Annotated in this window: 21 protein-coding genes; 16 read left to right on the plus strand and 5 right to left on the minus strand. The window is 40.3% G+C overall.

The window, feature by feature from the left end; genetic code table 11:
• Positions 1-100: 100 nt before the first annotated feature.
• On the plus strand, positions 101-991 hold the full coding sequence (locus tag HMPREF0556_RS02310; protein WP_003755087.1) for a DUF5068 domain-containing protein: 891 nt from the start codon (positions 101-103) through the stop codon (positions 989-991).
• 82 nt (positions 992-1,073) lie between these two features.
• Here HMPREF0556_RS02310 and HMPREF0556_RS02315 read toward each other — a convergent pair whose 3' ends face one another.
• Entirely contained in the window at positions 1,074-1,289 is a 216-nt protein-coding gene (locus HMPREF0556_RS02315; protein WP_003755088.1) for a YlaI family protein, read from the minus strand.
• Between the two features lie 197 nt (positions 1,290-1,486).
• On the opposite strand from HMPREF0556_RS02315, the gene HMPREF0556_RS02320 reads away from it, so the two are divergent.
• From HMPREF0556_RS02320 to HMPREF0556_RS02335, 4 genes are all read left to right on the plus strand, one after another.
• On the plus strand, positions 1,487-1,771 hold the full coding sequence (locus tag HMPREF0556_RS02320) for an Fpa/YlaN family protein (protein ID WP_003755091.1): 285 nt from the start codon (positions 1,487-1,489) through the stop codon (positions 1,769-1,771).
• Between the two features lie 149 nt (positions 1,772-1,920).
• Positions 1,921-3,090 carry an FtsW/RodA/SpoVE family cell cycle protein gene (locus tag HMPREF0556_RS02325; RefSeq protein WP_003755093.1) on the plus strand — a complete coding sequence of 390 codons (1,170 nt, stop codon included), beginning with the start codon at positions 1,921-1,923 and terminating at the stop codon, positions 3,088-3,090.
• Positions 3,091-3,408: 318 nt separating this feature from the next.
• The gene (locus tag HMPREF0556_RS02330; protein ID WP_077904774.1) at positions 3,409-6,849 is read left to right on the plus strand and encodes a pyruvate carboxylase; all 3,441 of its coding nucleotides are present in this window, start codon (positions 3,409-3,411) and stop codon (positions 6,847-6,849) included.
• A gap of 61 nt (positions 6,850-6,910) precedes the next feature.
• Complete coding sequence (locus HMPREF0556_RS02335; protein ID WP_003755097.1) at positions 6,911-7,807, plus strand: ABC transporter substrate-binding protein; 897 nt, start codon at positions 6,911-6,913, stop codon at positions 7,805-7,807.
• Positions 7,808-7,832: 25 nt separating this feature from the next.
• Here HMPREF0556_RS02335 and HMPREF0556_RS02340 read toward each other — a convergent pair whose 3' ends face one another.
• The 3 genes from HMPREF0556_RS02340 to HMPREF0556_RS02350 are packed head-to-tail and all read right to left on the minus strand — an operon-like array spanning position 7,833 to position 9,871.
• Positions 7,833-9,110: a sensor histidine kinase gene (locus HMPREF0556_RS02340; RefSeq protein ID WP_003755099.1), complete on the minus strand. Its 1,278-nt coding sequence runs from the start codon at positions 9,108-9,110 to the stop codon at positions 7,833-7,835.
• Positions 9,107-9,490: a LytTR family transcriptional regulator DNA-binding domain-containing protein gene (locus HMPREF0556_RS02345; RefSeq protein ID WP_040486399.1), complete on the minus strand. Its 384-nt coding sequence runs from the start codon at positions 9,488-9,490 to the stop codon at positions 9,107-9,109. Before HMPREF0556_RS02345 ends, HMPREF0556_RS02340 begins: the two co-directional genes overlap by 4 nt.
• Before the next feature lie 30 nt (positions 9,491-9,520).
• Entirely contained in the window at positions 9,521-9,871 is a 351-nt protein-coding gene (locus tag HMPREF0556_RS02350; protein WP_003755104.1) for a response regulator, read from the minus strand.
• Positions 9,872-10,041: 170 nt separating this feature from the next.
• On the opposite strand from HMPREF0556_RS02350, the gene HMPREF0556_RS02355 reads away from it, so the two are divergent.
• From HMPREF0556_RS02355 to HMPREF0556_RS02390, 8 genes are all read left to right on the plus strand, one after another.
• Positions 10,042-11,058 carry a WxLIP family cell surface protein gene (locus HMPREF0556_RS02355; RefSeq protein WP_003755106.1) on the plus strand — a complete coding sequence of 339 codons (1,017 nt, stop codon included), beginning with the start codon at positions 10,042-10,044 and terminating at the stop codon, positions 11,056-11,058.
• Entirely contained in the window at positions 11,055-11,246 is a 192-nt protein-coding gene (locus HMPREF0556_RS02360) for a hypothetical protein (protein WP_003755108.1), read from the plus strand. The genes HMPREF0556_RS02355 and HMPREF0556_RS02360 overlap by 4 nt, the downstream gene beginning before the upstream one ends.
• The gene (locus tag HMPREF0556_RS02365; protein WP_040486400.1) at positions 11,227-11,733 is read left to right on the plus strand and encodes an L-type lectin family protein; all 507 of its coding nucleotides are present in this window, start codon (positions 11,227-11,229) and stop codon (positions 11,731-11,733) included. Before HMPREF0556_RS02360 ends, HMPREF0556_RS02365 begins: the two co-directional genes overlap by 20 nt.
• 59 nt (positions 11,734-11,792) lie before the next feature.
• Complete coding sequence (locus HMPREF0556_RS02370) at positions 11,793-13,340, plus strand: hypothetical protein (RefSeq protein WP_003755113.1); 1,548 nt, start codon at positions 11,793-11,795, stop codon at positions 13,338-13,340.
• A 23-nt stretch (positions 13,341-13,363) separates the two neighbouring features.
• Positions 13,364-14,026 (plus strand): WxL domain-containing protein, encoded by a 663-nt coding sequence (locus HMPREF0556_RS02375; protein WP_003755115.1) that lies wholly within the window; start codon positions 13,364-13,366, stop codon positions 14,024-14,026.
• A gap of 172 nt (positions 14,027-14,198) precedes the next feature.
• On the plus strand, positions 14,199-16,379 hold the full coding sequence (locus tag HMPREF0556_RS02380) for a GW domain-containing glycosaminoglycan-binding protein (protein ID WP_003755117.1): 2,181 nt from the start codon (positions 14,199-14,201) through the stop codon (positions 16,377-16,379).
• A 209-nt stretch (positions 16,380-16,588) separates the two neighbouring features.
• Positions 16,589-17,401, plus strand: coding sequence for an ABC transporter permease (locus HMPREF0556_RS02385; RefSeq protein ID WP_003755119.1), 813 nt, complete (start codon positions 16,589-16,591; stop codon positions 17,399-17,401).
• Between the two features lie 216 nt (positions 17,402-17,617).
• A complete protein-coding gene (locus tag HMPREF0556_RS02390) occupies positions 17,618-19,318 on the plus strand; it encodes a CDP-glycerol glycerophosphotransferase family protein (RefSeq protein WP_003755121.1) in 1,701 nt (566 codons plus the stop codon).
• Positions 19,319-19,353: 35 nt separating this feature from the next.
• Here the strand turns inward: HMPREF0556_RS02390 and galU are convergent, their stop codons facing one another.
• Complete coding sequence (gene galU / locus HMPREF0556_RS02395) at positions 19,354-20,244, minus strand: UTP--glucose-1-phosphate uridylyltransferase GalU (protein ID WP_040486401.1); 891 nt, start codon at positions 20,242-20,244, stop codon at positions 19,354-19,356.
• Positions 20,245-20,399: 155 nt separating this feature from the next.
• On the opposite strand from galU, the gene HMPREF0556_RS02400 reads away from it, so the two are divergent.
• The 3 genes from HMPREF0556_RS02400 (at position 20,400) to HMPREF0556_RS02410 (ending at position 24,119) form a co-directional block, all read left to right on the plus strand.
• A complete protein-coding gene (locus tag HMPREF0556_RS02400) occupies positions 20,400-22,313 on the plus strand; it encodes a CDP-glycerol glycerophosphotransferase family protein (RefSeq protein ID WP_050776976.1) in 1,914 nt (637 codons plus the stop codon).
• Between the two features lie 73 nt (positions 22,314-22,386).
• Positions 22,387-23,094, plus strand: coding sequence for an IspD/TarI family cytidylyltransferase (locus HMPREF0556_RS02405; protein ID WP_003755127.1), 708 nt, complete (start codon positions 22,387-22,389; stop codon positions 23,092-23,094).
• Positions 23,094-24,119 (plus strand): ribitol-5-phosphate dehydrogenase, encoded by a 1,026-nt coding sequence (locus HMPREF0556_RS02410; RefSeq protein WP_003755130.1) that lies wholly within the window; start codon positions 23,094-23,096, stop codon positions 24,117-24,119. The genes HMPREF0556_RS02405 and HMPREF0556_RS02410 overlap by 1 nt, the downstream gene beginning before the upstream one ends.

A 24,119-nucleotide genomic window follows, 5' to 3' on the forward strand; every position in this document is an offset into this window, starting at 1 on the left:
ACACTAAAGAAAATGTAAAGAATTAAACACATAACTGACATAATATTGTAATCTTAGGTTAAATCTGCTATATTAAGATTAAGAGAAAGGTGGGAATACAATGAAAAAAGCGATAACACTTGCAAGTACGTTGATTATTATTGCCATGTTAGCGGCATGTGGAAATACGGACAAAAGTGAAAATAATGGGGATAAAAAAGAAACTGCCAAAACGACAACGAGTCAGGCAGTAAAAGAAAAGAAAAACACCGAGAAAAAAGCAGATTCCGACAAACAAACCACAACAAAAAAAGAAACTTCTGATAAAGATAACAAATCGGATCAATCTACGACAACAGGGACGAAAACCCCTACTACCAAGAAAGAAGACCCTACAAAAGAAACGCCAGCTAAAAAGCCAGCCACACCAAAAGATTCTTCAAAAACAACAAAAGGAGCATTTTCATTGTCTCCAGAAGGATTTAAAGTTTCGAACGTAGCACCGATCCTCGGTGGAAATGTTACTAATATCTATGTCAACAGCGACGCTAGCTTCGTCAAGATATTCCGTAATTTAACGATCACGATCAACCAAGTGAAAGCAGAAAAACTGACAGCACCAACGAAAAAAGCACCGGCTAGTGATCCGCAAAGCTACTTGAATGGTAAAAACGGTTATGTCGTAACACTCGATGTATCGATCCAAAACCGCAGTAATAAAGATGTTATCTACAAAGCGAACGAGATCAGCTTGATGAATGCTTCCAAATCGGTTGGAGGCAGCTTAGATAATTTTGTACCGGATGCTTACAAATTGGTAGGAAGCAAAAAAGATCCATTTGTATTCGCACCGCATAAGACTGCTCGCGGACTTGTGACATTCACAATGGATGAAGCTACTTATGATTCGATCAAAAATAATACGAAAATCGGAGTACTGAACCCTGATGATTTCGACAACACATTGAAAGATAAAGATGATGACATCGTTGTACCTTATAATATCCATTAAAAAAATGCCCCGTACACGACGGGGCATTTCTATTTGTATAGATCCAATTACTCGAGTATGTGGCTTTGCTTTGACAGACACATCACTTCTGCGGGTGAAAATCGATAAACGGTTTTTTATAAGGTTTATGGAAATCAAAATTCCCGGAATTTATACGATGGACTGTATTTACAGCGATGCGGTGGTCGCATTCTTCACACAAATACATCTTGATAGGTTTATTGCGAAGCCGTTTTGCTTTAAACGTACGCGAGTCGATTTCATGCGTTTGATCGCATAAGATACAAGTTACTTTCATAATTTTTCACCTCATGAGAGTATTATACCATCTTTATAAGGGAAAGATAAAGAATAAAAATTCAGTCAATTTAAGCTTTTCCTTACGTGAACTATTGCGTAATATCATTTTTATGCTATACTGAAAGATGAAAAAGATTTTTACTCTTGACATAGAGTTGATGATATTTAGAAGGTTATGTGAATGGGGGTAGCAGTATGGCAACAAAAAAAGCAGTCAATCATCGAGCAGAGGCCATTGATATTTTGAAACAAGATGCAAAAAGAATCCTGCAGCTGATCAAAGTGCAGATGGATAATTTAACATTACCACAATGTCCTGCTTATGAAGAAGTTCTGGATACCCAAATGTATGGGCTGTCGAAGGAAATCAATTTCGCGGTAAGACTTGGATTAGTGGACCCAGAAGAAGGTAAAAAATTATTAGCTACTTTAGAAAAAGAGCTTTCCGCATTGCATGAACTGGCAATGAACCGAAAATAAATGGATAAAAACTGCTGATCGCTTCAGCGGTTTTTTTTATGCAAACAAAAGTTTTATTATTTTTAAAAATTGAGTGCTTGAGGTTCTTTTCTTGTCTGACATCCTATATAATGAAAGAGAAGCAATTTTTCTAAGATTGGAAGATGTGTATGTTCAAAAGAATTATGAAATCCTATGATTATAGTATCATTATTACATATATCCTGTTATGTTTATTTGGTTTGATTATGGTCTATAGTGCGAGTTGGTCTTTAGCTTTTCGGAATGATCTAGTCGCAGATTATTTTTACACGCGACAATTAAAAAATTTGATACTCAGTTTTATTATCTTTATTGTCTTTGCAATCGTTCCCTATAAACTGTTCCAGCGCAACAAGTTTCTTGTACCGATGGTGGTAGGGATGATCGCACTGCTTTGCATGATTTTCGTACTGGGACATACGTCAAATAATGCCAACAGTTGGTTTCGCATCGGAACAGCTTCCTTGCAGCCAGCAGAGTTTGCAAAAGTAGTCGTGATAATTTATATGTCGGCGATCTATGCTCGGAAGCAAAACTATATCGATGATTTTAACAGAGGCGTTTTACCGCCCATTATTTTCTTGGCGTTTATCTGTTTCCTGATCATTATTCAGCCTGACCTAGGGACAACGTTCATTATTTTCTTCACAGGCTGCTGCATCATCATCGCATCCGGAATGCGGCTCAAGACGATCTCGAAGCTGATTGGGATCGCTGCGGGGTTGATCGCAGGGTTTACGCTACTTGTGCTGATCATGCCGGAGCAGATTCGTGAAAAAATTATTTCTCCTACACGGATCGGTCGCTTGACTGGCTTCCAAAACCCATTCCATGATATTGGGAAAACGGGACATCAGTTAGTCAATTCTCTCTATGCGATTGGTTCTGGCGGCGGCTTTGGTCAAGGTTTGGGACAAAGTGTTCAGAAGCTGGGCTACCTTCCCGAAGCACATACCGATTTTATTATCGCCGTGATCGCGGAAGAATTAGGTATCTTAGGGGTAATGTTCGTGATCGGCGGTCTGTTCTTCTTGATCTTCAAGATCGCGCTCACAGGATTACGCACTTCTAGCCCGTTTGGTGCTTTAGTATGTTATGGGACAGCGGGATTATTCGCGATCCAGTCGTTCATTAATCTTGGCGGTGCATCCGGCTTGATCCCGATAACAGGGGTAACGTTGCCATTTATCAGTTATGGTGGTTCCTCGCTGATGGTGCTCTCGATGTTGCTTGGTTTGATTGTGAATATCAATATGATGGAACGTTATAAAAAGAAATATCCCGTTCTTGAAAAATAGTGAAAAGGCTTGATAGAAGCACAGAACCGGTAATTGGTACGTGTTTTCCTCAAGCCTTTTGCTTCAGTTTCTTAACTTTTTAAATAATTTCGAGGAAAACAATTTACATTTCCTATACTTTAATACTATAATAACTGTTATATATCCTTTCATAGAACTTACGTCATAAATAGTTAAAAAGAAGTTTTTGAAAATTTTGAGTTTAACAATATGTCCTTTGGGGAGTTGGTTGTTTTTATAATAACCAGTTCTTTTAATAGAGAGGAAAAACTGTGCACTCAAATCACGATGAACAAAATGTTGGTTAGGAGGAGAATAATGAATAATATCAAGAAAGTTTTAGTCGCTAACCGAAGCGAAATTGCGATCCGCATCATGCGCGCCTGTACAGAGTTAAAGATCAAAACGGTTGCAATCTATTCGAAAGAGGATTCGGCTGCATTCCACCGCTATAAAGCGGATGAAGCTTACTTAGTAGGTAAAGGCAAAAAACCGATCGATGCATATTTGGATATCGATAATATCATTGAGATCGCTAAAGAATCGAATGCCGATGCTATCCATCCTGGATATGGCTTTCTTTCCGAGAATATCGAGTTTGCCAAACGTTGTGAACAAGAAGGAATTATTTTCATTGGGCCTAAATCGAAACATTTAGATATGTTTGGGGATAAAATAAAAGCCAAAGAGCAAGCATTATTAGCTGGAATACCAGTTATTCCTGGTAGTAATGGTCCTGTCTCCGGTGTAGAAGAAGTAGAAGCTTTTGGTGAGAAAAACGGTTATCCGCTAATGATCAAAGCATCTCTTGGCGGCGGCGGACGCGGCATGCGTGTCGTAAATTCCAAAGCAGAAGTGAAAGATTCTTATGAACGTGCTGCCTCAGAAGCAAAAGCAGCGTTCGGGAATGATGAAGTATATGTAGAAAAATGCGTGATCAACCCGAAACATATCGAAGTTCAAATTTTAGCTGATAAACATGGAAACATCGTCCACTTGTTTGAGCGGGACTGTTCGATTCAGCGCCGTCATCAAAAAGTAGTAGAAGTAGCTCCTTGTCAAGCAATCACCGAAGACCTTCGAGAACGTATCTGTAATGCTGCCGTTAAACTGATGGAAAACGTCCAATACGTAAATGCGGGAACAGTCGAATTTCTAGTTGAAGGCGAAGAATTTTACTTTATCGAAGTAAATCCACGTGTTCAAGTAGAACATACGATCACAGAAATGATCACAGGTGTGGACATCGTGCAATCGCAGATCTTTATTGCGGATGACTTAGAGTTACATGGTGATGTGATGGCGATTCCTGAGCAAAAAGATCTTCGTATCAATGGTTCCGCTATCCAATGCCGGATAACTACTGAAGATCCACTTAACAATTTCATGCCGGATACAGGACGAGTAGATACTTATCGCTCAACTGGCGGCTTTGGAGTACGTCTGGATGCTGGAAATGGTTTCCAAGGAACAGTCGTAACCCCGTTTTATGATTCTTTACTTGTAAAATTATGTACGTGGGGAATGACATTTGAACAAGCCGTTCGGAAAATGCGCCGTAACTTGGTAGAATTCCGGATCCGCGGCGTGAAAACCAATATTCCGTTCTTATTGAATGTAGTAAGACATCCTGACTTTATTTCCAGCAAATACAATACATCCTTTATCGATAGTACGCCGGAATTATTCGACTTCCCGCATATCCGCGACCGTGGGACGAAAACACTCCGCTACATCGGAACTGTCACCGTCAACGGTTTCCCAGGTATCAAGCAGGAAGATAAAGCGGTCTATACGACACCGCGCGTGCCGAAGATCGCCTATGATTCCAAGATCGAGCCAGGTACGAAACAAATCTTGGATGCGAAAGGTCCGGAAGGGATCGTAGACTGGATCAAATCGCATGAGGAAGTATTGCTTACAGATACGACGCTGCGAGATGCCCATCAATCGTTGCTTGCAACGCGTGTTCGTTCTAAAGATATTTTCCGGATCGCGGATGCAATGGCGCATATGCTACCGAATATGTTCTCGTTTGAAATGTGGGGCGGTGCGACTTTCGACGTTGCCTATCGTTTCTTGAATGAAGATCCATGGGTGCGTTTAGAAACATTGCGTAAAAAAATCCCGAATGTCATGTTCCAAATGTTACTTCGCGGTGCAAATGCAGTCGGCTATAAAAACTATCCAGACAATGTCATTCAAGAATTTATCAAGCAATCTGCTAAATCCGGTGTCGATGTTTTCCGTATTTTCGATAGCTTGAACTGGCTGAAAGGAATGGAAGTATCTATCCAATCCGTAAGAGAAGCAGGTAAAGTTGTAGAAGCAGCTATTTGTTATACAGGAGATATCGATGATGAGACCAGAACGAAATTTACCATTGATTATTATAAAGATATGGCGAAAGAGTTAGTGGCACAAGGTACGCACATTTTAGGAATCAAAGATATGGCAGGGCTACTAAAACCACAAGCTGCGTATCGTCTAGTCAGTGAACTGAAAGAAACGATCGACATCCCGATCCATCTGCATACGCATGACACGAGCGGTAACGGTATTTATACGTATGCGGCGGCAGTCAGTGCCGGTGTGGATATCGTCGATGTTGCTTCCAGCGCGATGAGCGGAGCGACTTCACAACCAAGTATGACAGGACTTTACTACGGTCTAGTAAATGGGAACCGTCAAACGAATTTAAACGCGCAAAATTCCCAAACGATCAACCATTATTGGGAAGATGTCCGCAAGTATTACAAGGACTTCGATAACTCGCTTAATTCACCGCAAACAGAAGTATACATCCATGAAATGCCGGGCGGTCAATATACGAACTTGCATCAACAAGCAATTGCTGTCGGACTAGGCGAACGCTGGGACGATGTAAAGAGCATGTATTCAGAAGTGAATCGAATGTTTGGTGACATCGTAAAAGTAACGCCTTCCTCGAAAGTAGTCGGCGATATGGCTCTCTTCATGGTTCAAAATGAATTGACAGAAGAAGATGTCTACGAAAAGGGCGATACGATCGACTTCCCGGATTCTGTTATCGAGTTCTTCATGGGCGAGATCGGTCAACCTTATGGTGGCTTCCCTGAAAAACTGCAAAAACTGATTTTGAAAGGTAAAAAACCACTGACAGAACGCCCAGGTGCATTGATGGAACCTGTCAACTTTGCAGAAGTGAAGACAGAATTACAAGAAAAAATCGGTTATGAACCAAGTGAAAAAGAAGTGCTTTCGTACATTCTTTATCCGAAAGTCTTCCTAGAATACCGCAAAATGATCGATACGTATGGAGATGTAACAGTTCTCGATACACCGACATTCTTTAAAGGAATGCGTTTAGGTGAGACGATTCAAGTCGAACTTGAAAAAGGGAAGATCTTGATGATCAAACTGAATTCGATCGGTGAACCAATTGCTGACGGAACACGCGTGGTTTATTTTGAACTAAACGGTCAGCCGCGTGAGATCAATATCCAAGATTTCAACGTTCAATCGACAGTCATTTCCAGACGCAAGATCGATACCAACAATCCGGAACATATCGGTGCTACCATGACCGGTTCTGTGATCCAAGTCGTTCGTCAAAAAGGCGAGCGTGTGAAGAAAGGCGATCCATTGTTGATCACTGAAGCAATGAAAATGGAAACAACTATCCAAGCGCCATTTGATGGCGAAGTAGGAACGATCTACGTAACGGATGGCGACACCATTGATTCCGGTGACCTACTAATGGAAGTAAATCGCGTTTAAAGAAAAAGGCTATCGCAGGCAGTCCTATGCAGACTGCCTGCGATTTTTAAGGAGTTAGAAAATGAAATTGTTGAAAAGCTTACCTATCTTATTACTTGCCGGAATACTTGCTTCCTGCGGCATGTCTAGCACGACCGAAAAGGCTCAAACCCCTAGCTTCCATAAGGTGGTAGATGCAGAAGGGAACAAAATCCAGCTAAAGCAGAAACCTAAAAAAATCGTTTCTTTGATACCAAGCAACACGGAGATCCTCTTTGCACTTGGTCTTGGAAAAGAAGTGAAAGGCGTTACTGCGTATGATGACTATCCTAAAGCTGCGCAAAAAATAATCAAAGTCGTTTCCACTGAAGTCGATACAGAAAAAATCATTGCCATGAAGCCAGATCTTGTACTCGGTCACGAGTCTAGCTTGAACTTTCAAAAAGATGCGTATAAACAATTGGAAGAGGCGAAGATCCCGTTATTTGTTGTAAAAGATGCACAAACTCTGCAAAGCGCAGAGAAAACAATTGAGCAAATCGGACAATTGACAGGTACGACAGACAAAGCAAAAGCAGTTGTACAAAGGATGGAAAAACAAAAAGCGAGCTTACAAACAAAGGCGGCAAAGCAGAAAAAGCAGCCAACCGTCTGGATCGAAATCAGCAATGATCTATACACAGCAGGGGATAACACCTTCATGAACGAAATGTTGGATTTGGCTGGTGGTAAAAATATCGTTACCAAAAAAGGATACCCTAAATATAATGAAGAACAGGTCATAAAAGCAGATCCTGATGTGATCATTACGACTTATCCAAATGCCAAGCAAGAAATTGCCAAACGCAAGGCTTGGAAAAATATCCGCGCTGTCAAAGACGGCAGGATCTACTCCTTGGATGCGGATGAATTGAGTCGTCCAGGGCCACGTTTGATTGATGGTGTAGAAGAAATCTATCAAGCTATATATGCCAAATAAAAAAACTTGCCATCTGGCAAGTTTTTTATTTTTTTAGTAGTTGTAAATAGATATCTGCCGTAAAAGTTGTTTCTTCCAGTCGGAATGCTGTATCCAGATTCTCGTAACGAGCCACGATTTTATTTGCGATCGTCAGCCCCAACCCTTTATGACCGGCTTTACTTGTATATTTCCGTTCCATCCACTTAACAAGTGAAGAGCTTTCTCCTGCATCACGATTGTTTTTAATACTAATATGGATCTGTTCTTCTTCCATGAAGCATCGAAATAAAACGGTAGGTTTTTCTGCGAATGAAGCTGCTTCAAAAGCATTATCCAAAAAAATCTGAAGCAAGCGGATCATATCGATCGTTGGGATAGGAAGCATGGTTACTTTTGTCGGAATATGGATTTGGAAGGGGATCTGCTCCTGCTTGGACTGATTTACTTTGGCTAATAATAACCCTTGTAAAGCAGGAATCGAAAGATTGTTGATCTCATCATATTCATTTTGGCCGATTTCTTCATTATAATAATTGGTAATTTCATCCAAATATTCGAGAGCGGCTTGGTAATCTTTTTTTCGCAAATAACTCGAAGCAACTAGCATCATTCCTTTAAAGTCATGCGAGAATTCATGATTAATTTCAAAAATAAGCTGTTCTTCCTGCAATTGTTTCGTATGGATAGCAATCTGCTGCTTTTGCCATTCAATATAGAGAAATAGTAAAAATATAGTCAGTCCCAAGCACATATAGAGTAACATTACTAATACGCTGTATACATATAAAGTAATAAAGTTTTCATGAATGACATGAGTGAAAAAATAAAGCAGGATAAATATAAATAAATAAAAAGCACTTAACAGCGTATAAATCTTATTCGTAAACCATGGAATCGTCATATAATCATATTTTTTATACTGCTTGCGGATAAAATGGAAAAGGAAAGTCAAACAAGTGAGTTCAATCAGTAGATAGACAATTGTCATCAGAAGTGACCAAGAAGCAAAATCAATTCCGAATACATAATAAGGGATGTCAAAAAATAAGACCCAAATGGATCCAATGGTAACCCAACTAAGCGTAAACGAAAAAACAGAGAGTAAAACACTCTTCTTCTGAATAAAAGCGACAATATAGAATGCGATCACAAGCGCAATGGTTTGAAAACGATCCAAAAATAAGCAGCTGAAATTAGCGGCGATCAGTAAAGCAGCCGTGATAAAAGCATGACGCTTAGAAAAAGCAACTCCTTGCAATAAGAAAAATAGCGAGAAAATCAAATGCACGCTAAAAGAATAATAAAATAAGAGCAGGCTCACTGAATCATCCCCATCTCGGATTGATAGACTTGGATTTTTTTGATTGTCCGTGGATCAGCAGATAAAGTGTCTTGATTCTTAAAAAGAATGGCTTTCCGCTGAGGGAATAGACCGCTGATGTTTTGAAGGTTGATCACATAGGACTTTAAGCCGGTAAAAAAATATTTCGAGGGAACAGCCTTCTTTACTTGAGTAAGATTCATACTGATAATATGCTCGGCATTGATTGTTTTGACGATCACATGATTGCGGTGACCAGTCATTGCCTGGATATAGTTTATTTCAGCTGCCATAAATGTCGTGATAGCGCTGCCGGAAGAAAAAGAAACGTGATCATGCTTCAGCTCTCGTTCAGAGAGTCGACTGCTCAAGCGTTTCAATGTATTTTCTAGTTCTGCTGAAACTTTTTCTTAATGATTATTTTCTTTCAGCATATAGGCAAAGGGTTTCACATGATAGTTGATCGCTTCGATTGCCTTAGAGGCATCGGCAGTAATAAAAATCAGCAGGCTCCGCTTATTTTGTTCACGAATTTTTTGGGCAATATCGATCCCATTAATAAAGGTATTCAAATCGATATCCAAAAAGAAAATATCATTATCCAAGATCTTGTTTTCATCCAGTTGGTTATAGAAAGCGGGAATATCGTTCACTGCTGTTGCCAAAAAATGGACGCCATATAATGCTGCAAATGCTCGGATCTCAGAAACAAGAAAATCACGATGTACGAAATTATCTTCTATTACATATACATTAGCCATTATTCACTACCTCTTATAAAAGTATTTTATCACACTAATAGAAGGCAGTTATTAAAAAATCTACTTTTTAAAACATTAAATGCATGAAATATAGCATGAAATGTATTGGCGAAAAAAATAGGTTTGTTATGATTATGCTGTAAAGTATATTAAGTAAGAGGAGGACGAAAGTGAAATTTAAATGGTTATTTCTTAGTATAGTAGTCTTTCCTGTTTTGCTTTTCTCATCATTCGATGTCAAGGCAGTAGAAAAAGAAGGCATGCCTTACTCCGTACAAGCAGTATTACCTGAAAATCAACTCAACTCGTCTAGTACTTATTTTGATATTAAAGTAAAACCAGGACAACAACAAAATCTAACTTTAAAAGTTATAAACAATAGTACAAAACCGCTCAAAATAAAAATTACTCCTAAAACTGCCCGCACTTCCAGTCAAGGGCATATCGATTATAGCGGAAACAAACAAAACCAATTGACTACGGCGCTTCCGTATTCTGTGGAAAAATTATTAAGCAAACCGCAACTTGTCACATTGGATAAACAGCAAACAAAGCAAGTATCGTTTACGATGAAGATTCCGAAAAATAGATTTCAAGGTGTTTTACTGGGCGGATTTACGATTGAAGAAGTGAAGCCGAACGAATCAGAAAGCGTTCAGGACGGCATTCAAATCAAAAATAAATATGCCTATAACATCGGGCTTAAAATCAGACAAGATAAGACGACACCACCGGATTTTAAGTTTGCCAAAGCAGAATTGCTGAAGTGGAATGACCGCTTTGCTATAGGCGGGCATTTGATCAATACGACAGCTTCTATCGTATCGGATTATCGTTTATCTGGGCGCATCATTTATCAAAAAAAGAATAAAGTCGTCCATCGCTTGGAGGAACGTTCCTTTTCTATGGCACCAAATTCAACGTTTATGTTTCCGGTCAATCTGAGAGAAAGTGAACTTCCGGCTGGCAAGTACAAGTATGAAATCCAAATTCAGCAGGGAAAGAAAACATGGCAGTTGGCAACCACCTTTACCATAACAGGGAAGGATAAGCGCGCGATCGGCAGTCAGCTACCACTCGAAAATGGCGGCAATTGGATGTTATATATATTTGGAACAATAATTATTGTTTTACTTGCGGTCTCTTTCTTCATCGGCTGGCTTTATTGGCGGAGGAGAAAAAAATGAAAAAGTTCATGTTGCTAGGGATTCTTGTATGGATACTAGGCAGTCCGTTCGTTATGGATCGCTCTGTCGAGGCGGCGGTCGAGCCGACACCGAAGCATATCGAAAATCTAACTGGCATTTTTGAAACGAAAGGTGCATCCAGTTCTTCCGTCAGTTCAGATGGGGGTAGTGACGATCACGCCAAGTAAAGGTAACCAGATCGGCTCGATTTGGAGTACAGATAAGAACGTTTTGGATTTTTCAGAGGATTTTTATTTATCTACCTACCTTAACTTTGAGGATGGACGTGACAAAAGTGGTGACGGTATGGCCTTCCTTCTGCAAGCTGTTACGGCTGAACCAGTCTGGTTTACTAACGGCGCTGAATCACTGGGCTATTTGGGTAAGCAGCGGGATGATAAAACGGTTGGGATTCCAAACAGTTTAGCAATCGAATTTGATTTATTTGGCAATAAAGCAGACTTTGATGGTTGGTTTGACCGAGGGATCTCAAATGATTTTTATAACCAACATATTGCTTATCTATGGCCAGGAGACGCGAATGCTTATGAAAACTGGTCCGCTTGGTTAAACACACAGCGAGCCGTTGAGCATCATCAAACCATTGATCAGTTGCTTACTGTTGGTAAATGGGTGAAATTAGAAATAAATTGGCAAGCTGCTGAAAAAAACTGACATATACGATCGATCAAACAACTACGGTCGAAATTCCCTACGAAGATCTGTTTACGAATGTGTTAAGTAAAAACACAAAAGTATATTGGGGCTTTACAGGCGCGACCGGAACATACGCCACGCTGCAACAAGTAGTTTTTGAAACAGTGCCCGGTCTAATAAATATCGATTTGGATACCAAAATCACCAATTTAGATACTCATCAAGAATTAAAGCTCGGCGATAGTGTTTATGGCGGGGATTCATTAGGTGTCCGCCATATTGCAACCTACAAGAATGGGAAGCAGAATTGGGAAGATATTGACATGACGATTTCGCTGCCGTCTGACTTTGTGATCGATCAAGACTCGCTTATGTTAGTAACACATAGCAATGATCAAAAGAATGAAGTAATAAAACTGGATCCAGCATTTATCCAAGATGGAAAATTGATTATTCCAGCTGATAAACTTCCAGATTTAGGGAAAGATCCGGGTTTCGAAAATTTTATCGTTGCCTATACTGGTAAAGTCAAATCCGATTTTACCGAGGATACGCTCAGCTGGACTGGAAGGTATAACGGAGCAAACGGTATTTTTGATCTGGATGAATTTTCACTTCACCTCGAAAAACTAGTGGCTCCAACCATCGAGCTAGCGGATTATAAGCAGGTCGTTTTAGATACAGAAAAAGAATTCACCCTTTCTGGGAAATGGACCAATGAAAATCTTGCAGAATCCACACTGATGTACTATCTCAATAATCAGCAAATCGGGGAGGAAAAGGCAGGAGAAACTATATTAGCAGGAGAATGGAACAAAACGATCGACGTCAACGCACTGAAATATGGAGAAAATGATTTTACTGCTAAGTTGATGACGGCGAAGAATACAACTGCAGAAATAAGTGCAAAAGTCCTGAAGCAAGGGGTTCCTAAGATTACCGATTTCACTGCCACGGGAGGAAAACAGGACTATCTTATCGGTGAAACGATGGATTTTTCAGTGGATTGGCAAGATCCAGATAGTGATACGGTAACTTTCTTTTATCAGTTGGATGAAGAAGAATCACTTAAAATAGGCGCTCAATCGGGTTCATTTGCTTTTCAGGTCCCAACGGCAGATCTCTCAACAGGGAAACATCGCATCACGATCTATGGGGAAGATGAAGCAGGCAACCGTTCGGAAACGAGAGCAGTGGAAGTAAACCTTGCTGGAACGATTCAATTCACTCAAACGCCAACTGATTTTTTTGTCACGATCGAGGAAAGTGAAGAAAAGGAATCTTTCAAAATAGATACGATCGGCAAGATCTGTATCACCGATACAAGAGGTATTAACGGCAACTGGCGGCTACATGCCCGGCTGGCGAATGAAGATGGGAAGAATTTCACGAATGAAAATGGGAAAGAAGCGGTCGACAGCTTTCTCACTTACAAGAAACCTAAAGGAGGTGAGGTCATAATTGATAAGCATGGCGCTGACATTTTGACAGCCGAAACAACTGGAAGAGAGGAAGTTGAGGTTGACCAATCTGGAGAAGCAGGATTTTATATCAAACCAGCTTCCTGGATGTATAAAGGCCATTATCATTCTACGATTCAGTGGGGAATAATAGATGCACCATAATCATAAAGCGAAGGAGAATTTCAATGTTAAAAAAAATCATTATTGGTACGACACTAGCAACAAGTTTATTAGTAGGCTTCGGGGCACAACCATTAGCTGAAACAACGAGCACTAATTCAGCAGGAACTATCCATTTGGTCGGTGACGATACAGCGCCAACCCCTGTAGATCCGAATGAAACGATCACACCTGAGGACGGAAAAGAAACGGGCAGCAACGGCCCACTAAGTATAGACTATGTTCCGAATTTCTTATTTGGCGATGTAACGATTGGTTCCACGACAGTTACGGCTATGGATACCAACAGTAACCCCTTTGTACAAGTGAGTGACAAACGCGGGACAGGTGAGGGTTGGACTCTAAAACTAGCAGCAACTCCATTTAAAAACGAAGAAAAGGGAACACAGTTAGCGGGGACAACTCTGACGATCGGGAGTATAAACGCACAAGCAACTGATGGGAACAATCCTTCAGCTGCACCCACTGTTCAGTCACAGGCATATGGAACAAGTGAAACAGATGGGAAAATAATCATGAAAGCAGCAAAAGATGCTGGGATGGGCACATGGAAAGGGAAATTTAAAACAGGTAACGATAATACCGTTCAGTTAACGGTCCCATCGGGAAATAAAGCTGGAGATTATACAAGCGTATTGACTTGGACATTGAGTGATGCTCCGGAATGATTTCGGTCTGCCGAATAAACCATCCCTATGAACGGATGGTTTATTTTTTTGTTTTGTCAATTTTTTGACTTATTTTCATGATTCCTTAGCCCCGTTTTTTTAAATAATGTTGCTATGTTGGTTTCACAATGATAGAATCACAAGTAGATGCTATAAAAAAGGAGTTTGGTTAATGAAAAAAAATCTTGTCAATACCGTTATCGTTACTTGTCTAAGCTTAGGACTTACGATTGCGCCTTTTCAATCTGTATTTGCAGCCGACAGCAGTGAAGATGCTATCCAACATGTGAAAGAAGGTACAGTTTTTTCATTAGAGGAAAATCGTCAAGCGGCAATGGACATGATGGAACAAGATCAATCAATTCAATCCAATAGGGCAGCACAAGCAAGAGTAGCAACCTTTGCAGCACCCGTACAATCGAAACAAGAAAAGTTTTTCGCGTCTATCTCCGGATATGCACAAAAACTTTCTCAAAAATATAATGTATATGCTTCTGTTATGATGGCTCAATCCGCGTTAGAAAGTGCATGGGGAGAGAGTGGCCTTTCCAAAAAAGCGAACAACTTTTTTGGTGTGAAAGGGAAATACAAAGGTCAGTCTGTAATCGTGGAAACCAGAGAATTCTCCAATGGAAAATGGATCACGATCAAAGCCGAGTTTCGGAAATATCCAAGCTTTTACGAATCAATGGAAGATAATGCCAGCAAGCTGAGAAATGGTGTATCCTGGGATCACAACTACTATAAGGGAACTTGGTACGAAAACACGAAATCCTATAAAGATTCTACGAAATGGTTGACAGGTCGTTATGCGACCGATCCGGACTATAATAAGAAGCTCGACAGCATTATTGAAAAATATGGACTGACAAAGTACGACAAATACGACACAATTTTATATAATAAAGCAGTAAATTATAAGCGAACGATATTAAATAGTAAGACTTATTATTTCTATTCCGATATCTACCATACGAATCCAAAAGTCAAAAAACTGGAAAATGCCGGAAATTATGCAAATAAAGAAGTCCAAGTCGTTCGGGAAGCTAAAACAGATCGCGCTACTTGGCTTCAAGTCAAATATGGCAGTCGTATTTTAGGCTGGGTGAATAAAAATGCCGGGACGATATATGATCCGATCACTTCACAAAAAAACGTCCAAGTCAACGCACAGTCTAAAAAAGGATATCCGATCTACAATAAGATCTACGGTACAGCAAGCGGCGTCAAACAAGTCGCTAAATCTGATACGTATGTCAAAAATGAATTGCAAGTTTCTAAAGAAGCCGTTACAAAGCGTGGAACCTGGGCTGAAGTGAAGAAGAGCGGCAAAGTGCTCGGCTGGGTCGACAAAAAAGCGTTGACATATTTTGACGCTGTCACTTCCAACAAAGCGGTTTCTAGCTTGGGAATGATCAAACCGGGTGTGAATGTAAGTATTTATAACCAGATTTATGGTACGACAGCGAATACAGCATCTGTTGCAGAAGCGAAGAAATATAGTAATCGTGATCTGAAAATCATTCGAGAAGCAACGACGAAACGCGGCAACTGGGCGCAGATCCAAGAAGGAAGCAAAACGCTTGGATGGATCTCGAAAGGCAGCTTGACTTATCTGGACAAGATCACAAGCAAAAAAACGCTTAAAGTGAATGCCAAAGTCAAAGCGCAGAAAAATGACAGTGTCTACACACAAGTTTACAATACGACTAGTCAAGCAAAAAAAGCAGCCAATCTGTCGAGCTATAATGGGAAAGAAGTACAAGTGGTCAGCGAAGCAATAACCAAATCAGGTACATGGTCGCAGATCAAAAGCGGCAGCAAAACACTTGGCTGGGTAAGCAAAGCACATCTTGCTTATTACGAACCGGTCGCATACAATAAAACGGTTTCTAAAGATGGCGGTGTCAAAGCTAGAAGTCAAGACCGGATCTACTCCGATGTCTATAAAACAACTGGCAAGGCAAAAGATTTAGGCAAGCTGAGTGCATATAACAATAAAAATATCAAGATCATTCGCGAAGCTAAAGGGAAAACTACTGTTTGGTATCAGTTCAAAGTAGGCAATAAAGTCATCGGCTGGGCAAATAAAGCAGGTTTTCAAACCTATGACAAATTGATCTACAATAAAAAAGTCAACCGTACAGGGAAAGTAGTGAATACGAGTAAGTATTATTTCTATAATAAAATCTACGGAACAGCATTGAATACGAAAAAAATGAACAATGCGAAAAAGTATGCCAACAAAAAAGTCACCGTGATCCGCGAAGCAAAAACAAGCAGATCAACATGGGTGCAAATCAAATATGGCAATAAACTACTAGGCTGGATCAACAAAAAAGCAATCAAATAAAAATAAAAAGCGCATGTAAGACAATCTCATTGCCTCCATGCGCTTTTGTTATAAGTGGGGAAACTGCAAATTCCTCTATATAAGTTATAGACTTCTTTTCTGAAAAAAGGTATACTAACTTTCGGGGGTGAAGCCGCTATTTACATAATGAAAAAAGTCTGGCTGAAATGACTTGGATTTGAATATGAATAGATGAAAGAAGTGTTTTTGTGAAACAAGTATGGCAAGTTATAAAAGAACAATTTCAATATTCCTTCATGATGTTCCGAATTGCTCGTTATGAAGATAAAGCGACGTACCAAAACCATTATTTAGGGTTATTATGGCAAATATTAAATCCACTTATCCAAGTGGGTATTTATTATGCAGTGTTTGGTGTAGGTCTAAGAGCCGGAAGAAGTATCGATTCCAACGTTCCTTTCTTCGTTTGGCTTTTGATCGGGATCATTCCATGGTTCTTTATTTCAGGAACCATTCAGCAAGCTGCCAATAGTATTTTCAATAAAATCAATCTTGTCTCGAAAATGAAATTTCCAATGAGTATTTTACCAAATATCACGCTCGTATCAAATTTGACGAGCTATGGAGTAATGATGGGATTCTTAATGATGATCCTTGCTTGGAAAGGGATTTATCCTAGTCTGCACTGGATCCAATACATCTATTACTTTATCGCAATGGTTTTCTTCTTGTTCAGCTTTTCGATCCTGAACTCGACGATCAGTGTGCTTGTCCGCGATTATCCGCTGATCTTGCAATCGCTGCTCCGCGTGCTGTTCTATGTGTCCGGTGCGATCTGGCAGTTAGATACCAGCAAATTTCCAGCAGTCGTTGTCAACATTCTGAAATTGAACCCGATCGTTTATTTACTGGACGGGTTCCGAGAGACCTTCCTTTCCGAAGGCTGGGTGACCGATCACATGGGGTATAACATCTACTTCTGGGTCGTTTCCTTCACCTTATTATTCTTTGGCGCGATTCTGCATATGCGTTTCCGTGAAAGATTTGTAGATTTCTTATAAAAAACAGCTACTTTCAGCTTGCCTGAAAGAAAATCAGAGTCTCGGAAAAGCCTATCTGCGGATAGGCTTTTTTTTGCGATTTTAAAAAGTTCATAGTTCTAAATGCGTTTTTCTTGAATAGTTCACATTTACTCACATTTGACCTTATGTTTTTTTTATTATAAGATTATTTTATGTTTGTATTTACATATTTTTAAAAGTGAGGCAATATATTTTATGATAAAAAAACGATTTATTGTTGAATCTATTTCATGGGAACGGGTTCAAATGTATGTTAAAGCGAGAATAGAAGGGTTTTCGGATTTAAAAGGCTATGAAATCCGCTTTGGGACGCCAACAAATTCGACGATCTATAAGCCTACCGAAGTGACGATCAATGGGGAAGAAGTTCTTCTTCGTTTCAATGTTGCTATTTTAGATGACGGCAATTATTTGCCGAGCGGAGATTACTTGCTTTATTTTTATCGTAAAGCTGATAATGACCAGATCGTTGCGGTCCCTGACAGCCAATTGTTCAAGCCGTTTGAAGCGTTGACAGAGACAGAACAGGTTCGTTATGAGAAGGCACAAACGGAAACCGATCGGAAAAATATTTTGCTGGAAGATAACAGCCAAGAATTTTTGCGGGGCGGAACTAATAAAAAGTACAGCTATACCGTAAAACCGATGATTTCCTTGGATATCAATGAATTGGTTTTCAATGTCTTCTTTCAACGTCCAGCTCCGAAAAAAAGCCGCATGCGTAGATGGCGGGATCTCTGGATCGCGTCTTATTATAAGAACAGCTATATTGTACGAAATGCGATTTTTAAAGCGATTTTTTATACAGCTCAAAAGTGGGTTCCTAAAAATGGGAAACGGGTGTTGTTTTCTTCCGATTCACGTTCGACATTAAGTGGGAACTTTGAATATGTGTATAATAAAATGGAAGAATTAGGGATTACAAAAGAATACAAGGTGCATATGACATTTAAACCGAATATTCGCTTGCGCCGCAAACCAATGGACAAGTTTAAGTTTCCTTTTTATCTAGGGATATCAGATATTATTTTCATTGACGATTTCCATCCGATGATCTATGAAGTGAAATTTTCTAAAGAAGCAAGACTCGTGCAATTGTGGCATGCTTGTGGTGCTTTTAAAACAGTTGGTTTCAGCCGGGTAGGGAAGAAAGGCGGACCATTTTTTGATGGCGAGGCGCACCGGAATTACAGTAATGCGATCGTTTCAGCGGACATCGATGTTCCGTTTTACGCGGAAGCTTTCGGTATCAAGGAAGAAAAAGTACTGCCGCTTGGTGTTTCCAGAACAGATATTTTCTTTGATCCGGAATACAAGAAAAATATCGTTACAGAAATGGAGCAGTTATTCCCGGAAACGCAAGGAAAGAAAGTTATTATGTTTGCACCTACTTTCCGCGGTAATGGGGCGAACAACGCCAATTATCCTTTTTTCAAAATCAATTTTGGCCGTCTAGCTGAATATTGCCGGGCGAACAATGCGGTCGTGATTTTCAAAATGCATCCATTTGTCAAAAATAAATTAGTCATTCCCAAACAGCATAAAGACGTCTTTTTTGATGCGACAAGCTACCGAGAGATCAATGATATTCTTTTCATTACTGATATTTTGATCACGGATTACTCCTCTGTTATTTTTGAATTTTCGACATTACAACGTAAAATGCTGTTTTATGCATTTGATTTAGAAGATTATGTCACCAGTCGAGATTTTTATGAAGAATATGAAGGGTTTGTGCCAGGAAAGATCGTACGAACTTTTGATGATTTGATCACGGCACTAGAAGAAGAGGATTTTGAAGAAGAAAAAGTGAAGCCGTTTTTGGACACGCATTTCAAATATCAAGATAACCGTTCCGCAGAGCGCGTTGTGAAGACGATTTTCAATAAAGAATAAAAAAGAGAGATCATTGCGATCTCTCTTTTTCTTACTTATTTTTTCGGCGTACTGCCTTTTAATTCAGTGCCTAGTTTTAAAATCAATTCTTTTACTTCGTCTTTGATCTCTGGATGATTTAATGCGAAACGCAGTGTTGTCTCAATGAAGCCGAATTTATCGCCGACATCATAGCGAGTTCCTTCAAAATCATAGGCAAAGACGCGCTGGAATTTGTTCAAATTGTTGATTGCATCGGTCAATTGGATCTCACCGCCGGAACCAGGACCTTGTGTTTCCAAATAGTCAAAAATTTCTGGTGTCAGAAGGTAGCGCCCAAGAATGGCAAGGTTAGAAGGTGCTTTGCCTGCTTCTGGCTTTTCAACAAACCCTTTCACGTTGTATAAGCGATCCGAGATTTTTTCTAATGGATCGATGATACCGTAGCGGTCCGTTTCATCTTGTGGAACTTGCTGAACACCGATGACAGAGCTATGCGTTTTTTCGTATTGGTCGATCAATTGTTTGGCACAAGGTACTTTCGATTGTACGATATCGTCACCAAGCATAACTACGAATGGTTCGTTGCCGACGAACCCTTTTGCTTGAAGAATGGCATCACCAAGACCTTTAGGCTTCGACTGACGAATAAAGTGCAATTTTATGTTGGTTGTTTTTTCGATTTGCTCCAATAATTCGGTTTTTTGTTTGGCGCGAAGATTATTTTCTAACTCAGGAACAGAATCAAAGTGGTCTTCAATCGCTCTTTTCCCTTTTCCGGTCACGATCAAGATGTCTTCGATTCCTGCATCTACTGCTTCTTCTACGATAAATTGAATTGTCGGCGTGTCGACAATGGGTAGAATTTCTTTTGGCATCGCTTTTGTGGCAGGTAAGAATCTAGTTCCTAGCCCCGCCGCTGGAATGACCGCTTTTCTAACTTTCATGATTTTCCTCCTTAGAGTTGCATATTCTTCTTCATTATATAAAAGTTTCGCTAGTTGCACAAGCTGGATAAAAAGTAGCAGAAGGGAAAAAGATGAATTTATCGAGATAATGAATTATACTAGACATAATAGTTTTGGATAAAGGAGCAATAGAAGTGAAGGATATTCCTGCGATAAGTTACATACAATTAGAAGAAGCAACACCGCTTTTTGATACAGAAGCGATCGCGGCGAAGGATGAATGGATCGTGAGCAGGCCGCTGCCGACATTTTTCGAGCGGATGCAAGCCATTCTGGCAGCGGCGAAAAATGAATGGATCAGTTTTCTTCCACCAGAAGTCCTAACAAAAGCGGAAGGAACTGCCAAATTGATCGTCTGTCAGCATGGTTCGGAGAATACGATCGTCAGTATTTATCAAGCGCCTCTTTTATTGGGGGCCTCTCTTTTGGGAATCGCCTTTCACCGCGATCTCGCTAAAGAAATCTTAACGCCATACATTCTGGATGAGTCTGCTTTCCTATATGCCTTGCTCACACGCGCAAGAACTGTTCAAGTCGTGGCAGGAACTTTGCAAGGGAAAGACGCTGCAGAGGTGGTACAAGCAGTAGCGCCGATGGAAACCAATCCCTATCAAAAGCAATACCTGCTGCAGAAATATGTGGAGAGCTATTTCAGAGCGAAGCAAGGGGATCTAGCATCAGAATTGTTAAAAGTACTGCCGTTGCTTGATGATAAAGTGGTTGATCAGCTAACTGATTTAAATAAGTGGATCACTGCTTTAGTTCAAGAAACTCCTAAAAACAAGCTGACAAGTGATGTGATCCCGCTAGTTAAATGCTATGTGGCGAAACTAACACCGGAAAAAGAATGGTTGCCGTCTTACAGCGGGTTGTTTCAAATTGCCAAAAAGGGACGATATAAAGCCAGTTATTTAAAGCACAAAGCCGTTTCACCATTTCAGAAACGGCTTGGGCAATACATTGGTCGCAAACTTATTTATCCCATTGCCAAGCGCTTAGCGATCCGAACGAAGCAGGTCGTGTTCTTATCACAAAAAATCGTGCATCCAGATGACACCTTCTTGCCACTTTATCAGGTCATCAAACAGCAGAAGCCTGAAAAAGAAATCGCGATGTATTTTCGTTCCGACAATTATAATTTCCGTTATTATCTGCGATTTTTTTATGCGCTTGGACGGAGCAAGTATTTATTTGTAGATGATTATTATTATCCCTTCTACAATATTCGGATTCGGGAAGAAGCTGTGGTCGTGCAATTATGGCATGCTGCCGGAGCCTTCAAGAAATTTGGGCACAGTGCGATTGGCTATGCAGATTCTCTATCTCCTGAATTCGAAACGCGTGCGCATCAAAATTATACGCATGTGATCGCTTCTTCGGCAGAAATCAAAACGCAGTATGCAGAAGCTTTTCAAATCGATCAGGAAAAAATATTGCCACTAGGACTGCCGCGATTATGGAAGTTCTATGATGAGGCATACAAACAATTCAATCAAACCTACTACCAAGAAATGTACCCGGCGCTCAAACGCAAAAAAGTGATTTTATATGCTCCGACTTTCCGCGGTAATTCGGAGCAGCGGAAAGCGTTCGATGTTCCGCTTGATTTAAATGCTTTGCAGGAGCAGCTGGGCGAGGAATACGTATTCTTTGTAAAATTGCACCCGTTAGTTGATAAGGGATCGCTCGATTTTACGGATACTGCTGATTTTGCCTTTGATGTGAGTGATCAAAATATTACCGATCTGATGTTGCTAGCTGACATGCTCGTGACCGATTATTCTTCGGTGATCTTTGAATTCGCCTTGCTTGGTAAACCAATTCTCTTCTATGCTTACGACCTGGAAAATTATTTGGAGGAACGCGATTTTTATGAAGCTTATGAAAGTTATGTCCCAGGACCGATCGTCAAAACAGAAGCAGCATTGATCCATGCGATTCAAACTGAAACAGGTGAGACGGTAAATGATGCATTCGTACAACGGAATTTTACATACCAAGATGGGCAGGCGGCAGAACGGATCATTGCCGAATTAATGCCAGAGTGAAAGAAGATTTCTTAGAACGAGTATGCTATAATGGCAATATATTTATCTAGAAAAGTGATAAAGGAGATTAAACATGATTTATGCAGAGATTTTAGCTGGCGGTAAAGGAACACGCATGGGAAACGTCAACATGCCAAAGCAGTTCTTGCCTTTAAAAGGGAAACCAATATTGATCCACACGCTTGAAAAATTTATTTTAAATAATCGTTTTGATAAAATAATCATCGTAACACCGAAAGAATGGATCAACCATACGAAAGACATTATTAAAAAGTATATCAGCGATGATCGCGTTGCAGTTGTAGCTGGCGGTTCTGATCGCAACGAAACGATCATGAATGGGATTCATTATATCGAAAAAGAAGTCGGCTTGAATCCAGAAGATGTCATCGTAACGCATGACGCGGTTCGTCCGTTTATCACGCACCGGATCATTGAAGAAAATATCGATGCTGTACTGGAACATGGTGCTGTCGATACAGTCATCCCGGCGATCGATACGATCGTAGAATCCAGCAACCATGAATATGTAACTGATATTCCTGTCCGCGACCATATGTATCAAGGGCAAACACCGCAAAGCTTCAATATCCAAACATTGGTAAAACACTACAATAATCTATCTGCAGAAGACAAACAAATTTTGACAGACGCAGCTAAAATTTGTTCGCTTGCAGGGGAAAAAGTATTTTTAGTAAACGGCGGAATCTCTAACATCAAGATCACAACACCTTATGATCTCAAAGTCGCCAATAGCATCATACAGGAGAGGATCAACTAATGATAAACCAAGTTTTTCGCCTTGTATCCGAGAGGCAATTTGAAGAAACCAATATCGAAGAAAAATTAACGCCGGAAACAGTAGTTGTGCGTCCTACTTATCTGTCGATCTGCGCAGCCGACCAACGCTATTACACAGGATCTCGGGGAAAAGAAGTACTTTCCAGAAAACTGCCAATGGCGCTTATCCATGAAGGTGTGGGCGAAGTCGTTTATGATGCAGAAGGAGAATTTCCGGTCGGAACAAAAGTAGTCATGATTCCGAATACGCCTTTTGAAGAAAATGATGTGATCGCCGAAAATTACTTGCGGACCAGCAAATTCCGCTCTAGTGGCTATGATGGATTGATGCAGGAAAATGTATACATGCGTCGCGACCGAGTAGTTCCTCTTCCAGAAGGAATGGATCTTGAAGTTGCCGCATATTCTGAATTGATCTCCGTCGCTTACCACGCGATCAGCCGCTTCCAAAATAAAGGGAATCGCAACCGCGAATCTTTTGGTGTTTGGGGAGATGGGAATTTAGGCTTTATTACGTGTCTGCTACTGAAAACGATTTATCCGGAAAGCAAAGTATACATCTTCGGAAAAACGCAATATAAACTGGATTTCTTCTCGTTCGTGGATGAAGCTTTCTTGATCGACGAGATCCCAGCTGACCTAGTCATTGACAACGCCTTTGAATGTGCCGGCGGAAGAGGTAGCGAGCACGCCGTCGAACAGATCATTGACCTGATCGTGCCAGAAGGAACCGTCGCACTGCTTGGCGTTTCAGAAATGCCGATCGAGTTCAATTCGCGCATGGTACTCGAAAAAGGACTTACCGTCTTCGGAAGCAGCCGAAGTGGTAGAGTGGATTTTGAAAACACAGTGAAGTTTTTAAGTGAAAATGAAGGTGCAGTCGAGTACCTTTCCAATTTGATCGGGCTACGAAAAGTCGTTCGCAACTTGCAAGATATCACCGAAGCATTTGAAGATGACCTACGCAATCCATTTGGTAAAACAGTAATGGAATGGCGCGTGTAA

It is taken from the genome of Listeria grayi DSM 20601, assembly GCF_000148995.1.
Taxonomy (GTDB): Bacteria; Bacillota; Bacilli; order Lactobacillales; family Listeriaceae; genus Listeria; species Listeria grayi.

What these genes read in the sequence shown, in the direction of transcription:
- HMPREF0556_RS02310 (WP_003755087.1), top strand. Translation starts at nt 101, where the DNA reads ATGAAAAAAGCGATAACACTTGCAAGTACGTTGATTATTATTGCCATG.
- HMPREF0556_RS02315 (WP_003755088.1), bottom strand. Translation starts at nt 1,289, where the DNA reads ATGAAAGTAACTTGTATCTTATGCGATCAAACGCATGAAATCGACTCG.
- HMPREF0556_RS02320 (WP_003755091.1), top strand. Translation starts at nt 1,487, where the DNA reads ATGGCAACAAAAAAAGCAGTCAATCATCGAGCAGAGGCCATTGATATT.
- HMPREF0556_RS02325 (WP_003755093.1), top strand. Translation starts at nt 1,921, where the DNA reads ATGTTCAAAAGAATTATGAAATCCTATGATTATAGTATCATTATTACA.
- HMPREF0556_RS02330 (WP_077904774.1), top strand. Translation starts at nt 3,409, where the DNA reads ATGAATAATATCAAGAAAGTTTTAGTCGCTAACCGAAGCGAAATTGCG.
- HMPREF0556_RS02335 (WP_003755097.1), top strand. Translation starts at nt 6,911, where the DNA reads ATGAAATTGTTGAAAAGCTTACCTATCTTATTACTTGCCGGAATACTT.
- HMPREF0556_RS02350 (WP_003755104.1), bottom strand. Translation starts at nt 9,871, where the DNA reads ATGGCTAATGTATATGTAATAGAAGATAATTTCGTACATCGTGATTTT.
- HMPREF0556_RS02360 (WP_003755108.1), top strand. Translation starts at nt 11,055, where the DNA reads ATGAAAAAGTTCATGTTGCTAGGGATTCTTGTATGGATACTAGGCAGT.
- HMPREF0556_RS02375 (WP_003755115.1), top strand. Translation starts at nt 13,364, where the DNA reads ATGTTAAAAAAAATCATTATTGGTACGACACTAGCAACAAGTTTATTA.
- HMPREF0556_RS02380 (WP_003755117.1), top strand. Translation starts at nt 14,199, where the DNA reads ATGAAAAAAAATCTTGTCAATACCGTTATCGTTACTTGTCTAAGCTTA.
- HMPREF0556_RS02390 (WP_003755121.1), top strand. Translation starts at nt 17,618, where the DNA reads ATGATAAAAAAACGATTTATTGTTGAATCTATTTCATGGGAACGGGTT.
- galU (WP_040486401.1), bottom strand. Translation starts at nt 20,244, where the DNA reads ATGAAAGTTAGAAAAGCGGTCATTCCAGCGGCGGGGCTAGGAACTAGA.
- HMPREF0556_RS02405 (WP_003755127.1), top strand. Translation starts at nt 22,387, where the DNA reads ATGATTTATGCAGAGATTTTAGCTGGCGGTAAAGGAACACGCATGGGA.
- HMPREF0556_RS02410 (WP_003755130.1), top strand. Translation starts at nt 23,094, where the DNA reads ATGATAAACCAAGTTTTTCGCCTTGTATCCGAGAGGCAATTTGAAGAA.